The 14,551-nt window shown below is 66.4% G+C and carries 9 protein-coding genes; 2 read left to right on the top strand and 7 right to left on the bottom strand.

Annotation, left to right across the window (positions count from 1 at the left end; all coding sequences use genetic code 11):
- Positions 1-386 precede the first annotated feature (386 nt).
- From AB5J87_RS39240 to AB5J87_RS39220, 5 genes are all read right to left on the bottom strand, one after another.
- Complete coding sequence (locus AB5J87_RS39240) at positions 387-683, bottom strand: hypothetical protein (RefSeq protein ID WP_369384108.1); 297 nt, start codon at positions 681-683, stop codon at positions 387-389.
- 183 nt (positions 684-866) lie between these two features.
- A complete protein-coding gene (locus AB5J87_RS39235; protein ID WP_369384107.1) occupies positions 867-3,902 on the bottom strand; it encodes a DEAD/DEAH box helicase in 3,036 nt (1,011 codons plus the stop codon).
- Entirely contained in the window at positions 3,887-4,657 is a 771-nt protein-coding gene (locus tag AB5J87_RS39230) for a hypothetical protein (RefSeq protein WP_369384106.1), read from the bottom strand. The genes AB5J87_RS39235 and AB5J87_RS39230 overlap by 16 nt, the downstream gene beginning before the upstream one ends.
- Before the next feature lie 558 nt (positions 4,658-5,215).
- Complete coding sequence (locus AB5J87_RS39225) at positions 5,216-6,796, bottom strand: FG-GAP-like repeat-containing protein (protein ID WP_369384105.1); 1,581 nt, start codon at positions 6,794-6,796, stop codon at positions 5,216-5,218.
- Positions 6,797-7,121: 325 nt separating this feature from the next.
- Positions 7,122-7,562, bottom strand: coding sequence for a hypothetical protein (locus tag AB5J87_RS39220; RefSeq protein WP_369384104.1), 441 nt, complete (start codon positions 7,560-7,562; stop codon positions 7,122-7,124).
- Positions 7,563-8,031: 469 nt separating this feature from the next.
- On the opposite strand from AB5J87_RS39220, the gene AB5J87_RS39215 reads away from it, so the two are divergent.
- Positions 8,032-11,976 carry a DddA-like double-stranded DNA deaminase toxin gene (locus AB5J87_RS39215; RefSeq protein ID WP_369384103.1) on the top strand — a complete coding sequence of 1,315 codons (3,945 nt, stop codon included), beginning with the start codon at positions 8,032-8,034 and terminating at the stop codon, positions 11,974-11,976.
- Between the two features lie 17 nt (positions 11,977-11,993).
- The gene (locus AB5J87_RS39210; protein WP_369384102.1) at positions 11,994-12,500 is read left to right on the top strand and encodes an Imm1 family immunity protein; all 507 of its coding nucleotides are present in this window, start codon (positions 11,994-11,996) and stop codon (positions 12,498-12,500) included.
- A 231-nt stretch (positions 12,501-12,731) separates the two neighbouring features.
- Here the strand turns inward: AB5J87_RS39210 and AB5J87_RS39205 are convergent, their stop codons facing one another.
- Together AB5J87_RS39205 and AB5J87_RS39200 are read right to left on the bottom strand one after the other, a co-directional pair.
- Positions 12,732-13,598, bottom strand: coding sequence for a hypothetical protein (locus AB5J87_RS39205; protein WP_369384101.1), 867 nt, complete (start codon positions 13,596-13,598; stop codon positions 12,732-12,734).
- A 24-nt stretch (positions 13,599-13,622) separates the two neighbouring features.
- On the bottom strand, positions 13,623-14,390 hold the full coding sequence (locus AB5J87_RS39200; protein WP_369384100.1) for a hypothetical protein: 768 nt from the start codon (positions 14,388-14,390) through the stop codon (positions 13,623-13,625).
- Between the last annotated feature and the right edge of the window lie 161 nt (positions 14,391-14,551).

The following is a 14,551-nucleotide window of genomic DNA, read 5'->3' as shown; positions in this document are numbered from 1 at the left end:
TGACCTGCTCCACGAAGAACCCGGCCGTCCATGGCGGCCCCGCGACATCGCGGCCCGCTTCGACGACGTCACCCTCGAGACCATGTACAGACAACTCAACCGCTGGGCCGCCAACGGCCTCATCTACAAGATCGGCCCCGGCCTCTACACAGCCACGCAGTGGTCATCAACACCCTTTGCCAGCAGCGGAAATGCGTTAACTACCCGGCCTTGGGTCAAGGCTCCTCGGGGGAAGGCCCCTCAACATCAACACGGGGCCCGCCCCCACGGACGTCATGGGCTGGTCCTCGCCGAGGGCGGCATCTCTCCGATTCCTGGATACCGATCGAGCCGTCCACCGCCGTGCTGACGGCCTGGAACAGGAGGGTGGGCACGCCCGGCGCGGGCTAACCCTCGGTGTTCTCCAGGCTGGTCGTGGCCAGGGTCGTGACCAGCTGTCCGGCTTCGAGGTGGTGGGTGAGGTCGAGACCGCTGTCGATCATGGTGAGGACGGCGTGATGCCGGGCGGCGGGGATGGCGGCAATCCGGGTTCCGTCACGGTGGACTGTGATGGTCGCCGGCTTCTTGCCGGGGTGGGTCAAGGTGACCGACCCGTCTGCGGTGCCCGGGCCTACCCGTGCCAGGGGGATCGTCACGGGGCGACCGCGCAGGAGTTCGTTGAGCGGGTTGGCCGGTTTGCTCACGTAGTCGAGGAGGTCCTCGACCTCGTACGTGTTGGCCTTGTACGTGGTGATCCAGCCGTCGATCTGCTGGTCGGCGAGCCAGGTGCGGAGCTCGCCGGAACTGATGCGGGCATCTGCGGCAGCGCGGCCGATCTGGTGGGCCAGGCGGCGGGAGGTGATGCCGGAGGTGAGCAGAGTGATCGCCTACTCGGTGTCGACGCCGTGCCGGATGTGCCAGGCCGTGTGTGCGAACAGGCGGGGCGTGGTGGGGGTCAGCAGGGGGTGGGTGTTGACGAGGTTGACCAGGGCGCCTGCTGTCCAGCTGATCGCGTGCTCGAATGCCTGGCTGATGCTGTGCACGGCCTGCTCGAGCGGGCGGGGATCGGATGGCTCGCTGTCGGGCATCCAGGCGCGGGCGAGTTCGGGGATGGAGGTGCCAGAGATCCAGTTCCGGATCGCATCGCTGATCGGCACCCCGTTGGGTGGCCCGGTGTACTGCCAGCACCCGGTGGTCTCGGGCAGCTTCAGAAGGTCCTCGAAGACGCCGTGCTCGACGAGGAAGTTCAGGGTCTGCTCCAGCGGCAATTCGGGCGGCCCAAAGAAGATGCTGAGCTCGTCCAGGGTGTCTGCGGGGGCCGCTTGGGCGACCAGCTGTTCCGCGAGGCGCTGGGCGATGCTGTCGAGGGAGCGCGCAGATCCGATGCTGGTGCCGGTGGTGGCCCAGCGGCGTGCGACGCCGGAGTCGGTGGTGTCGTAGATCGCGGCGACCCTCTCCGCGAGCGTCATCCAGCGGGCCGGGACCGATGCATCGGCGGCCTGGTCCATCGCGAGCAACGACCGCACCGGGTCCAGCCGGTCGCCGGGTGCGTGAAGGGTCTCCGCGTGGGTCTGCAGGACGAGCCACACGAACGCGGCGAAGTCGGCCGCAACCGTCCCCACCAGACCGAACAGGTTGTCAAGGCCGAGCTGCAGCGCCCGCTCCGCCTGGTCCAGGGCCTGCAGGGCCTCCTGGCTGAGGAGTTCGGAAGTGACAGTGAGCTGCTCGGTGTCGGGGGTGAAGGCCTCGAACTCCGCCGACCGGGGCCGGTAGGGGCGGGTGAGGATCACCCATCCCTCGCTCTCACGGCCGGCCCGGCCGGCCCGGCCGATGGCGTTCAGCAGCTCCGCGGGACTGAGGCTGCGCTGATTCGCGCCCGTGGTATCGCTCTCGAGCGTATGACTGACGATGACCGTGCGGACTGGAAGGTTGACGCCGTCGGTGAGGGTGGTCGTGCTGGCGATGGCCAGCAGGTCCCCGTCGCGCAGCCCTTGTTCCACGGCGTGGAGGACGTCGTCGGGAAGGTCACCGTGGTGGAAGGCGACGCCGTGGCGAGTGCACTCGACCAAGGGGTGCTGCTCGCCGAGCGTCTCGGCCAGGAACTCAGTGAGCGCCGCCGCCTCAGGACGGACGGCCAGCCGCTGGGCCATGGCGTGCGCGGCGTTCCTCGCGATGACCTTGCTGGCGACGACCATCAGCACGCTGCCGGCACGGGTCAGGGCAGCGGCGCCGGCGGCGAACACCTCGTAGTCCGGGATGCCGCCGGTGAGCCTGGTGGCCGCGTTCCACTGCCGGGCGTGGGGGGAGGCGTACGCTCTGGTGCCGACGTTGGGGATGGTCAGACCGAAGGTAGGGATGGTGGCGGTCGGCCGGACGTCGAGCCGGGTGGACACCGGCACATTCGCGCGGGTGGTGGAGGAGCGCTTCTTGCTCGGCTTGCGCGAGGTGAGTTCGGCCTGGTCCTTGAGCAGCTGCGGGTACATGAGGCCGTGCAGGCGCCGGGGGCCGCGCCAGTCGTCGGTGAAATACACCTCCTGCGCCGGGCGCGCCGGGTCCAGCCACGACGCCAGGGCAGCCCGATTGCCGACCGCGGCGGACAGCAGCACCAGCCGGACGTCGGAGCGGGTCCGCAGGAGGGCGAGCAGGCTCTCCAGCACGAAGCCGCGCCGTCCCTGCGTGAGGTGGTGGGCCTCGTCGACGACGACGAGGCTGACCTCGTCCAGCGCTCCGCCGGGGTTGTTGCGGATCATGTGCATGAGCCGTTCCGGGGTCACGACATCGACGTCTCCGACGAGGGACCCGCTGCCCTCGGCGAGCGGGAAGTCCGGCTGCTCGGCGACCAGCTTGCGTTCCATCAGCCGCAGTCGGCCGCGCAAAGCGGCCCGCATCTCCCGGCCGAGGCTTCGCATCGGCGACACGTAGACCACGCGGCCGGGTCTCTGCGCCAGGTGCGAGCAGATGACCAGCTGGGCCATCAGCGTCTTGCCCGCGCTGGTGGGCACGCTGATCAGGCTCCGGCCAGTGCCGGGGGCGACCGGGTTGCCCCGCTCCAGGCTCAGCAGCTGGCGCTGCGGGCGCCACAGCGTCATGACCGGCGGGTGGGACATCGCGAAGGTCCGGGCAACCGCATCCGGGGTTCCCTGGGGGAGCAAGGTGTACAGGCTGCTGGCGGCCATCTCACCGCTCAGACCGAGAAGGTGGGCCGCGACCCACCGGGCCGTCGGGTCACCTCGGCCCGCGCGCCCGTCCAGCACGCTGCCCAGCAGATCCTGGGCGTCGCGCAGACGCTCCAGATCGCCGAACGAGAGGAACAGGCGGAGAAAATGGACCGCTTCCACGACGGCTTCGGCGCAGCCGTACATCGTGCCTGCCAGAGGCTCGTCGTCCATCAGCGTGCGCAGCTCCGCGAACTGGCGGCGCCAGGCGGACAGAGCCCGGTTCAGGTCGGGCCGGTCGAATGCCAGGAAGACGACGCCAGCCTCCAGGGCCAGGGTGTCGAGGTGTGCCGGGAGCGAGGAGGTGAAGTCCACCAGGTTCTTGACCTGGCGGTAGACGGCGGTGGCGTTGGGCTCCTGCTCGCACCTGCGGTACCCGGCCTGGGCGGCAAAGGCGATCCTCAGCCGCTCGGTGGGAGAGTGCCGCTGGTCGGCGAGGGCCAGGTCCATGACGTGCGCGCTGACCGCCAGGGCCTGCCGGGTCCGCACCGGGTCGAACCCGGGTGCCTCGGGCTCGATGGCGGCCAGCCCGTGCAGGAGCCACGCCGTCGCCAGCACGTCGTCCGGGATCTGCTGGTCGCTGCGGAAGGCGGCGATCTCCAGTTCGGTGATGGCAGCCAGCAGTTCCTGCGCCGAGGGCAGGACCCCGCCGGGGCGGTATTCGCCGAGGGCAGTCGCGAGTACAGCCGGATCTAGAGTGCGGTCCACACGTACTTCCTCACCTCATGGGCGAAGCCCTCGAGCTCATCGATCGCCACTACCAGGCCCTGCAGCGCGCCGGGGTGCTTGTGGGTGGAGAAGTGCTCGTGCGCCAGGTGGAACGCCTTCGCCGGGATCGCCGTGGTGTTCAGCGCGACGCTGACGCCGCCACCGGCCGACTCCTCCTCATCGACCCACTGCTCGGCCAGACTGCCCACGAACTCCCGGGTGTCGTCAGCGAGCAGCTTGTCGCCCCAGGAGAGCATGCCCAGGTACGTCGCTCCCTTCGTGCCCAGCTGCATCCAGCCCCTGCGGATCGCCCCGTCAGGCTGGTCCGCCTCCCCGGTGTACTTCTTCATCTCCCACAGCCGGAAGGAGAAGCCCCGGTCCGTGCCGTTCTCCCGGTAGACGATGAGTCCATCGCCGCCTCCATCGTTGACGGCGGCCTTCGGCGGTCCCAGGATCTCCACGGCGCGCGCTGGATCCTCGGGCCGGTCCCGGGTCAGCAGGTACCAGAGCCACTCGCCTACGTATCCGGCCAGCCCGTGGTTGCCCTTCTTCCCCACGGCTGCCGCTTCGAAGACAGGCTCCGCGAATGCCTTCACCAGGACGTGATCGTTCCCGGTCAGCGTCTCCTCTTTCAAGGTGGCCTCGCGCCACGTTCCGTAGGGTCGCGGGCGCCCGCCGGTGCGCTCCCGCATGATCTCGTCGGCGATGATCCACGCGGCGGCCGCCCGGTCCTCGGGAGTGCTGCTGAGGGTCACGACGAGAGGGGCACATCTGGTCGTCTCCTCGGGGCTCTCGTCGTACCAGGTCGGCCACCCGCCCACCGACGGCTGTCGCTCGGGCCAGCGCCTGCGCGGGCGAAACGTCCGTCACCCGAACCCCCTGCTCCTCCCAGACCACCCCCGCTCTACCGGTTGGGCACAGGGGACCGAGGCGGCCCCCGGCAAGATCACCCTATCGAGCGGTCCACACAGGCCCTGGAGGACTGCCGGCCGTAGGCACCGGCCCTGGGTCAGCCGTCAGCACCTCCACGGGTGCGACGCGGGACGATGTCCTCCGGAACGCCGAGGTGCACGGTGGCCGTGTCGAGGTGGGCAACTGGAGTGTGCTGCCGCCGCCGTTACGGCGTAAACAACGGCAGACACATCAAATCGGTGGCTGTCAGGGCTACAGCGGAGGGACGAGGTTGGATTCCCCTTCCCACTTCACATGAAGATCGTTCCTCTTACCTCGGGACAACCGATCAACTCGTGGGCTTGTTTGTGATCACTGCCAAGTGCACGTCTTGGCAGTGATCACAGATGGATCAGGGCGGGTCAGGGGCGGGTGGGCCACATGGAGCGGCCGTCGGCGAGGTGGCCCTTGCCGTCTCCCTGGTACCAGCGCAGGTTGGGGTGGGTCAGGGGCTGGCTGGTGGAAACGTCGGAGAGGCCGGCGAGGTCGCCCTTGCCGTCGCCGTTGAAGTCGCCGCCCGCGATGATCTGCATGTTCTTCCAGCTGGTGTCGGGCCACAGCGGGCGGGCGCTGTCGAAGGAGCCCTTGCCGTTGTTGGCGTAGAACTGCAGGTCGCCGGAGGGGGCGACGGTGGCGATGTCGTCCAGGCCGTCACCGTTGTAGTCGGCGGTGGCGAACTGGGTCTTGCCGTCCCACGTGTTGTCGGGCCACATGCGGCGCTTGTCGCTGCTGAGCGTGCCGTCCGCCTTGGTGCTGTAGGCGTACAGGGCACCGCTGCCCCAGATGGCCAGCAGCCCGTCCCGGCCGCTGGAGGTGTCCTTGAACCGGGCCAGGTGCGGCATCGTCTTCCACGAGTCGTCCGGCCACATCGCCGTCCGCTGCCCGAGGGCGCCGTCCGCCTGCCCGGGGTAGAGGACCAGCCTGCCCTCGTCCCACATGGCAGCGACATCCATGCGCCCGTCACCGTTGAAGTCCCCGGCGACCAGCTTCTTGACCTTGCCCCAGCTGCTGTCCTTCCACAGGGCGCGCCCGTATTCGAGGGTGCCGTCCGGGCCGGAGTAGAAGGCGTGGAGGCTGCCGTCGGTCATGACGGCGGCGATGTCGGTGCGGCCGTCACCGTTGAAGTCGCCACCGGTGACGACCTTTGTGGTCAGGATCGACTTGGTGGTCAGCCGGGTCTGCTGGATCCAGGAGCTGACGGTGTCGACGCGCATGTCGACGGCGCCGTCGCGGGTCTCCTCGGAGTTGTAGCAGCCCGCTTCCCAGGTGAGGGAGTGGATGCCGACCAGCTCATAACGGCCGCTGCTGGTCTGGCGGAAGGTGGGCCCGCCCGCATCCCCCTTGCAGATGCCCGCGGTCTTGCCGTCGCGGCCGGCCAGGGACAGGGTGGCGTCATCGGCCCCGGTGAGGCTGGGGGTGGCGGTGTGCGGGGCGTCGGGCACCCAATCCGTCTTCGTGCGCCCGTACCCGGTCACCCGCAGGCTCTCGCCTGCCGTCACCGGCGTGGAGGCCACATCGACCGGGTCCACCTTGAACGCCGGAGTCGAGCTGCCGACCGGCGAGATGGTGCGCAGCTGAGCCATGACCAGGTCGCGGTCCGGATGCGGCACGAGCCGCAGGACCGTGACAGGAACTGCCGATCCGCCGAACGCCTGGCCGTCCACGGTCACGGTGGTCTTCTCGGCCGGGGCGCCGGCCACCACCTTGCCGCTGGCGTCGGCGAAGCAGCTGGCAGCCGTCAGCACCCACTGCCCGTCCACCAGCGCACCCGAACAACTGCGCTTGCCATCCCCGATGGTCAGCTTCGCGGTGAAGGCGTAACTGCCGGAAGGGACGGCGTCGCCGGAGACGGCGCCCACAGGGGATGCGGTGACCAGGCCACTGGCCGTGGCGAGGGCGACCAATGCGGTAGTCCACGCGGCGCGTGAACTCAGTGCAGACATCAATGGATCCTTATGGAGTACGGGGAAAGGGCATCCGTAGAAACGGTGGCGGGCGCCGAGATGGATGCTGAGCCGATTGAACTTGCGCCTGCCGGAGGTGTGGGGCGGGCGGCAGCAGGTGGCTGTGAGCCGTGTCTGGGACTGGCCGGAGCTGATTCACGGCGCTCAGTGCGTCGCGTGCTCCCGCGGGGGTCTACGGGTCGCTGACTTTTCCGCTCGGTCACCTTCGGGCGACCACGAGGCATCGGGAATACCGTCAGGGCGTATCGCAAAGTCTGTCGCAGGACCACAGCGCCGGGGTTAGGGCCTTCCGGTTCGGGTGGGATCAGCCGGTGACACGGAGTTCGAGCAAGACAGCTTGCTTGCCGGTCGCCATTTCGCCTACGGGGGTGAAGTCCTCGACGGGAGCGTTGACAACAGTGGTCTGTCCACCCGCAGTGAGCTTCGCCTGGACTGGGTGGCCCTTCGTCCAGATACCATGAGTTTGGGGAAGTTCCATAGTCAGGTATCCCTGCTTTCCGCTGATGGTGAAGCAGAAGAAATTATCGCCGGAGCGTGACTCGACCATGAGGTCATGCGCCGACTTGCAGTCGGTCAGCAGGATGTGACCGTCGCCCTGCTTGAGGGTGATTTTCCTGTCCTTGAGGATCTTCGCTGCGCCGGGATAGGCGAATTCTTCGACGGCGGACGGCATATCAACGCCTGCCGCTGCGGGCGAGACCGCAGTTGAGGACGGTGGGGCTGCCTCGGCGATCGCATAGGACATGAGGGCTGTGCATCCCAAAGCCGCAGAGGCTGCGGCGGCGAACAGTACGCCACGGACAGAAGAGATTGCCACGTCGGTCTTCCAAGGTAGGAGTGGAGTGCGCACCCAGGGGCGCCTCGAAGTCCGATAAGTAAATCATATGTAAGATGTTGGCAAACAACCCCTCAATCACTGGGTGACGAGAGGCTGTTGCGCATTCGAACGCGGTCCGTGCACCGCACCGGGGGGTGCAGGCTCTCAGCCTTCGAGCACCCAGTCGACGTCTCAACCTGTTTCGGTTCCTGGTGCGATGCCTGGCCCGTTACCAGAGAGATCGAGCAGAGTGAAACGAATTCTGAACCCCCCTGACGTCACACGCCTGTTCAGAGACAGGCCGCACCGGCATCAACCGGCACGCAGGCTGCACACCGCCTCTGCCGGGGTCATCTCCGCCGTATTGGTGGCAGGACTACTCGCAAGCGCACCGGCAGTGGCGGACGACCTTTCCGAGCAGACCCCGGACGCAGCACTGAACCGCAGCCTCGTCCTGCAGCAGTGGCGTGGCGGCGGTGCCGGAATCAGGAAAGCCGCCGAAGAAGCCCTGCTGGGATCCGACGAAGACATCAAGAACTTCCTCAAGAGCAGTGACAGCATTGAATGGATCGACGACAGGATCGCCGTCGGCCGCATGGTCAACGCTGGTGGCCCGTCGCTGCGCGAGGCAGCCGTGGAAGCGCTGCGGCCGCCCCATGGCCCCGATGAGGTAAGGGCGTTCCTTAAGGAGGGGTGGAAGGCTCCTTTGCAACTCGATGAGCGGGTCGAGGTCGGCAAGCTCATCAGCTCGGGCGGATACGGTGTCAAGGAAGCCGGAAAGGCGGCTCTGCAGGGCAGCCCCGAAGACGTCACTGCGTTCCTCAAGACAGGCCAGTTCAAGCCCCGTGAGATAGACAACCGGGTCGAGGTCGGCAAGCTCATCAACGCCGGCGGGCCGAACGTCAAGGCTGCGGGCAAGACGGCGCTGCAGGGGACACCAGACGACGTCGTTGAGTTCCTTCAGATCGGCCAGTTCGTGGCGCGCAGCCGTGACCAGGAGCACTTCACGGTCGCCCAGCTGGCTGATCAAGCCGCGCAAGCGGGCACACAGGCGGAGCAGGCCACGGAAGCGGCTGTCGAAGCCAAGGACCGCGCGGTCGAAGCCTCCAAGAAGGCCAAGGAAGCAGCGCAGCAGGCAGCTACCGAGACCGGCCTGGCCAAGAGCGATGCCAAAAGCGCAGCTCTCAAGGCACAGCAGGCGGCTGACGCGGCGAAAGCCGCAGCTGAGGCATCTCAGCGTGCGGTAGACGCAGCCAGCGAAGCCAACCGTTCCTCCAGGGTGGCTGCGCTGGCTGCCGCACAGGCAGCCAGCGCAGCGATCGGCGCGGCTGACGCCGCCACACGCGCTCTGGACGCCGCAGCCGCCGCTTCAAACGACGCCAAAAAGAGCACGGACGCCAAGGAAGCAGCCGGCAGGGCCCGCACGGCTGCCGCCGGCGCCAAAAGAGCCGCCCAGGCTTCAGAGAAGGCCGGCCAGGCCTCTCTGGCAGCAGGAAAAGCCGCCGACGCCTCCCTCAGCGCCAGCGACAACGCCATGGACGCGGCCGATGCGGCTGACCAGGCTGACAGTTACGCCAGCAGTTCCCAGTACTATTCTGGCCAGGCCAAGTCAGCCGCGGCAGAGACGCGTCGCCATGCCCAGGAATCCCGGCGAGCGGCCACACAGGCCGTCGCACTAGCAGCAAAGTCGGCCCAGGCAGCGAAGGAAGCCAGGGATCTCGCCGAATCTGCCGCCACACATGCCGAGAACGCGGCGAACGCCGCTGAGGACGCAGCCAAGCACGCCGGCGATACGGCCACAGCCGCTGCTGAATCCGCCAAGCACGCCAAATCAGCCGAATACGCAGCCGACGCTGCCTCCAAGGCCGTCGCCAAGGCGAAGGAGGTCTTCGCTCTCGCGCGGGAAACTGAAGCCGCAGACCTTGCTACCCGTACGGCGGCTGCCATGGAACGGGCCAGGTCGCAGAAGGACGCCGGGGACGAACTCACTGTTCAGGCAGCGCATGTGGTACTTGAAGGCACATCCATCACGCAAGACACCGCTGCCCTGGCCGCTGAAGCCGTCAAACCAGACGCTGACGAGAAGTCCCTCGCGGCCCGAGGGCGCGCTGTCGCTCTGCGCTCGCTGAAGTACTTCGGCTCCTGGCGCCAGGACGCGGCGGCGCGAGCTCTGTCGGGCACTGACGCCGATGTACTGGACTACCTTCGTACGGGCTGGAAGAAGGCCGAAGCGGACGAGACTCGCCAGCAGGTCTCCGATCTCGCTGCCCAGAGCCCCTACGAGGCCGTGCGCGACGGGGCGGCCAAGGCACTGGAGGGAACCCCTGAGCAGATCGCAGACTTCTACACCACGGGGCAGTACCAAGTAGCAATCATCGAATACCGCATCCTCGTCGGGAAACTGGTCACCGACGGCGGTCCCGGGATCAAGGAAGCAGCCAAGGCCGCCCTCGCCGACGGCAGCCCTCAAGCCCTTATGGCCTTCCTCAACAGCGGCCAGTATCAAGCACGGAACATCGACAAACGTGTCGAAGCCGGGAAGCTCTTCAGCAGTGGGGGTCCGGAAACTCAAGCTGCTGCCAAGATCGCACTTTCTGGGCCGGCGAACCAGCTGCAGGACTTCATCGAAGTTGGTCAGTACATGGCTGATCGCAAAGATCAGCTCGCCGCCACTCACGTGAATCAGGTTCAGAGCCTGATTCACCAAGCCGAAGCGGTCGCGGCCGACGCTCAGGCTAATCGCTGGCGCGCCGCAAAGGCTGCTGCCGATGCCAAGAGAGCCCAGACGGTTGCAGACAAGGCTGCCGCAGAAGCAGACAGACTGGCTCGGCAGGCAAAGGAGTACGCTGCCGATGCCCTCAAATCCGCCAATAGTGCCACGGCTAGCTCGCAGCAGGCGGCAAAATCTGCCGCCACGGCCCGAAATGCTGCTGACCGTGCCGAAAGCGACGCGGCCGCAGCTGAGGAATCCGCTGCACAGTCCGAATTCTCTGCGAGCTACGCCCGAACCTCAGCTGCCACTGCGCGAAACGCAGCTGATGACGCCTACGCCTCGGCCTTGATCGCAGGAAAGAACCGGGACGAAGCGCAAAATCTGGCCAGCCAGGCATGGGCAGATGTTGTCAAAAAGCGCGAAGCCGAGCTGGCGGAGGAACGCCGCCGGGCGGCAGAACAGCACCTGAAGGAGCGGGAGAGCAGCAAGAAGAAGCCATGCATTCCCTATCCCAGCCGGGACAGTCTTCCCCCGTGTATGTATTCTGCTGCCACGGGCGGCGACTACTACCTGAAGATGCCGGAGTTTGACCCGGTACTGAAGGAAGCCGTGTGGGAAATCTTCGGTCTCAACGACGCAAAGAAATGCGTCAACGATCCGAGCTTCGGCAGCTGCAGCATGGCCGTCATATCGGTGATCCCTCTGGGCAGGCTGAAAATTGCCAAGAAGGGTGGAGACGCACTCGTAGACGCCCTGAAGGGGTCCCGGTATTACAAAGACGTTAAGTGCGTTCAGTGCTTCCTCCCTGGCACCAAAGTGCTGATGGCAGACCATTCGACCAAGAGCATAGAATCCGTCAAGGTCGGCGATCAGGTTACTGCCACTGACCCTTTCAGCGGAAAGACCGCTGCGCGCGCGGTAAATGACCTCATCATCACGGAGGAAGACAAGCACTTCAATGCGCTCACCATCGCCACCCGGCAGGGCGATGAACAGCTCACGGCCACGCATGAGCACCCCTTCTGGTCCATATCGCAAAGGGGGTGGGTCAAGGCAGCTGATCTCAAGGCCGGAATGACTCTGCGGACCCTCGATGGCACGACTGCAGAGATCAAGGCAAATCGCTCATTCGTCAAGCACGCCCGGACTTACAACCTGACAGTGGACGAGATCCACACATTCTATGTACTCGCAGGAAAGACTCCGCTGCTGGTCCATAACTCCGAGTGCCCTCTGTACGTCGTGAAGGCTCTGCGAGAGCTGATGGACAAGCGGGTAACCACGGGCCGTGCGTTCGATTCGGCAGGAAAGGCTGTGGGCGCCGAGATCACCAGCGGCCGGGACGGCCTGATGGAGGCGGCGCAAGAATATCTGGCCAAGTCTCCCAACATCTTCAAGATTCCCGCAAAGGCGAAATACGATGCGGCGTACCATGTCGAAACCAAGTACGCCGCATGGATGCGGCAGAACAAGATAACCGACATGCACGTGGTGATCAACAATAACTACGTGTGCAGTCCCCCGCTTGGATGCCAGGCGGCGGTCCGCGCCGTCCTTCCACGCGGATCTACCATGACGGTATGGTATGTGGGGGCCAAGGAACCCATGATTCTCCGAGGGCTGGACTAGATTTGATCCTGAACGCAGTGATCCACGGAACCTATTACTACGCTGAAACATGGGAGGAGAAGCTGGGCTTGATTAACGAAATCATGGAGAACATGAAATCGGAGGACCTTGGCGCTCCCGGTATCAGCGCGGGCGAATCCGCATGTCTCATGTTTGCAGACAGGCGCCATACAGCGGACACCTTCGACTGGTGGCCCGACAATTACCTGCGTGTGTCCGTCAACGCTGCAACGGGGTACGGCGGCCTCACCTGGTTCGTCAGCGCCGAGCGCGCTGACGAAAGGAAAGATGAAATCTCTCAGAGTGTCTGGGTATCGGACAACCCGACTCCGCCAGATTTTGATCCACGGGTCGTCTCCGACCCAGGGTTCCCTCTCTTCTACGATGCTCAAAGTACACTTCCGGCAACTCAGGTTCGCGCCGCCCTGGAGGAGTTCTGCAGAGCGGAAACGGGAGAACGTCCCGCGTGCATCAACTGGGTTCCTGGGGAAATGAACGGATCACGTCTTACTGACGACGAGTAATACACCGTAGACATCCACTTCCCCTCCGAAATGTGCGGCCGTCCCTGGCGGCCGCCGCTGACTCGGTCGGTAAGCAGGTAGGGGCCTCGCCAAGACGTCTTGGCGAGGCCCCTACACGTCAATAGCAGCGAGCCGCAGCTGCAGCCTGGTTGATGGCGAAGCGGCACAACCCCGGACTCCGTGTTCTCCATATGGCAGAACCCGAATGCCTGGGGAATCATTGGTCACCCTCTACCACTGGCTGCGGAGCCGGGCGCACTCCGCGGTGACCTGGGCGAGGAGCTCAGTGTCATCCTCGGGCAGGGGGCGATCGAGGCGTTCGGCGAGGTCGCGATGCAGGCGCAGCGCTTCGCCGGTGCCGGCGGCGGCGAGGACGGATGACCACAAAGGGGCGTCGGGGCGGGTCTTCTCCTCCACGGCCTCCAGGACTGTCAGCCGGTCTGCGTGGCTGAGGCGAGCAAGTTCACGCTGCCCGGTGCGCTCTCTCAACTCCTCCCAGGCGGTGAGGCGTTCTTCCCGGGCCGCCTTCTTCAGCGCCCCGAGGACGAACGGGGTGAGGTAGGCGAGTTTCTCGGCGTGTTCCTTCTCCGCCTGGAGCGCTGCTGCCCGTCGCTCGGCCTCGGCTCGTTCGGCCCGTTCACGGTGCTCGGCCTCTTCCTGCGCGCGAGCACGCTTGCGCTGTTCTGCCTGTCGCCGCCGCTCTTCCTTGTCCTGCTGTCCCACCTGGTGGCGCTGCTGTTCCTGCTGGACCCTGCGGGCAGCGTTGCGCTCCTCCTCCATCCGGTGGTGCTTGCTCCGAACAGAGCGGTACTTCTCCCGTGCATGGCGGAGGATCTCCCGCTCCGCGATCGAGACGTTCTCGTCTCCCATCAGCCGGTCGGCTTTGGCCAGAAGCAGGGCCGTGGGCGAGTCCTGCAGCTGCCGCAGGATCGCCGTGCGCTCCCGGGTCCGCTCGTCCATCAGCCGCTCGCCGTGGTCGAGGGCGATGCGCAGCCGGGCAATGTCCTGCGGGATCGTCTCGTTCTCCAGGAGCCGCTTGATGGTGCGCACCGCGGCGTACAGGCGGTGGGGTTCGCGGCGGGCGCGGTCGAGGTGCATGACGGCGCGTTTGACTGCGTCGTCCTAGCGCACCGTGGGGGCCGTCTGCGGCGGTGAGGTGAGGGTGACGATCGCGCGCGCAGGCGTGTTCGTGCCCGGGGGCTGCTGGGTCGGGTGGTTGCTCAGTGGTGCGCGTACGGCGTCGGGCCGGGTAGTGGTGTCCATGCCCTTGGCCGTCAATGTGACGTGGTCGGGGGTGTCCCAGGTGGTGCCCTGGCCGGGATGTTCGGTACCGAACCGCATGACGGTCCCTCCGCCGGGCCGGTCCTCGAAGCGGAGACGCTGGACGTATCCGCGCTGGTTGAGGATGTAGGCGGGGACGGGGACGCCGGGCCCGAGGATGATCTCCCAGGAACTGTTGTTCCAGTCGACGGGTCGGTTGCGGGCGAGGTGGACCAGCAGGGTGCGCCCGTCCTCGAGCTGGGCGAGAACGGCGGAGCCCAGCGGCTCGGGATAGCTGAACGCTGCCGTGAGGCCCTGTGAGTGGAGCCAGGACGTCAGATGGGCCTTGGCGAAGAGGTGGTTGGCGCTGTCCTTGCCCTTCGCCGTGCGGCCGCAGGGCTCTCCGGAACCGTCGGAGCCGTAGTGCGCGAAGTGGCAGATTTTGTCGGTGCACAGCCGCGTGGTGAGCCGCCGGCCGCAGCCGCCCTCGAACTTGGTGCCGCACCAGATCGTCTGATCCTGGTGCGCGAGCCGGAATGCCTTCAGCTCGTCCACGGTCTCCGGGCATATCGCCGGGTCGTCGGAGTCCGGACTGCCAAAGACCGCGGTCTGTATGAGGCGCCGATCCATCGTGCTCCCTATGGTGCAGATGAGTGACTTGGCAGCATTGTGCTCGCTGCCACTGACAACCGGGCCGGACTCGCCCCAACAGCAAGGGCACGGACCGCTGCCCGCCGGGTCCTCCCCCGAGGACCGGACAAGCCAGCGCGGGCTCAGGGGCGCCGCAGCGG

It is taken from the genome of Streptomyces sp. cg36, from assembly GCF_041080675.1.
In the GTDB taxonomy this organism is placed as follows: Bacteria; Actinomycetota; Actinomycetes; order Streptomycetales; family Streptomycetaceae; genus Streptomyces.
Note: the sequence above shows the minus strand (reverse complement) of the source record. Positions and strands in the feature narration are given on the sequence as shown.

What these genes read in the sequence shown, in the direction of transcription:
- AB5J87_RS39220 (WP_369384104.1), bottom strand. Translation starts at nt 7,562, where the DNA reads ATGTCCTATGCGATCGCCGAGGCAGCCCCACCGTCCTCAACTGCGGTC.
- AB5J87_RS39200 (WP_369384100.1), bottom strand. Translation starts at nt 14,390, where the DNA reads ATGGATCGGCGCCTCATACAGACCGCGGTCTTTGGCAGTCCGGACTCC.
- AB5J87_RS39205 (WP_369384101.1), bottom strand. Translation starts at nt 13,598, where the DNA reads ATGCACCTCGACCGCGCCCGCCGCGAACCCCACCGCCTGTACGCCGCG.
- AB5J87_RS39225 (WP_369384105.1), bottom strand. Translation starts at nt 6,796, where the DNA reads ATGTCTGCACTGAGTTCACGCGCCGCGTGGACTACCGCATTGGTCGCC.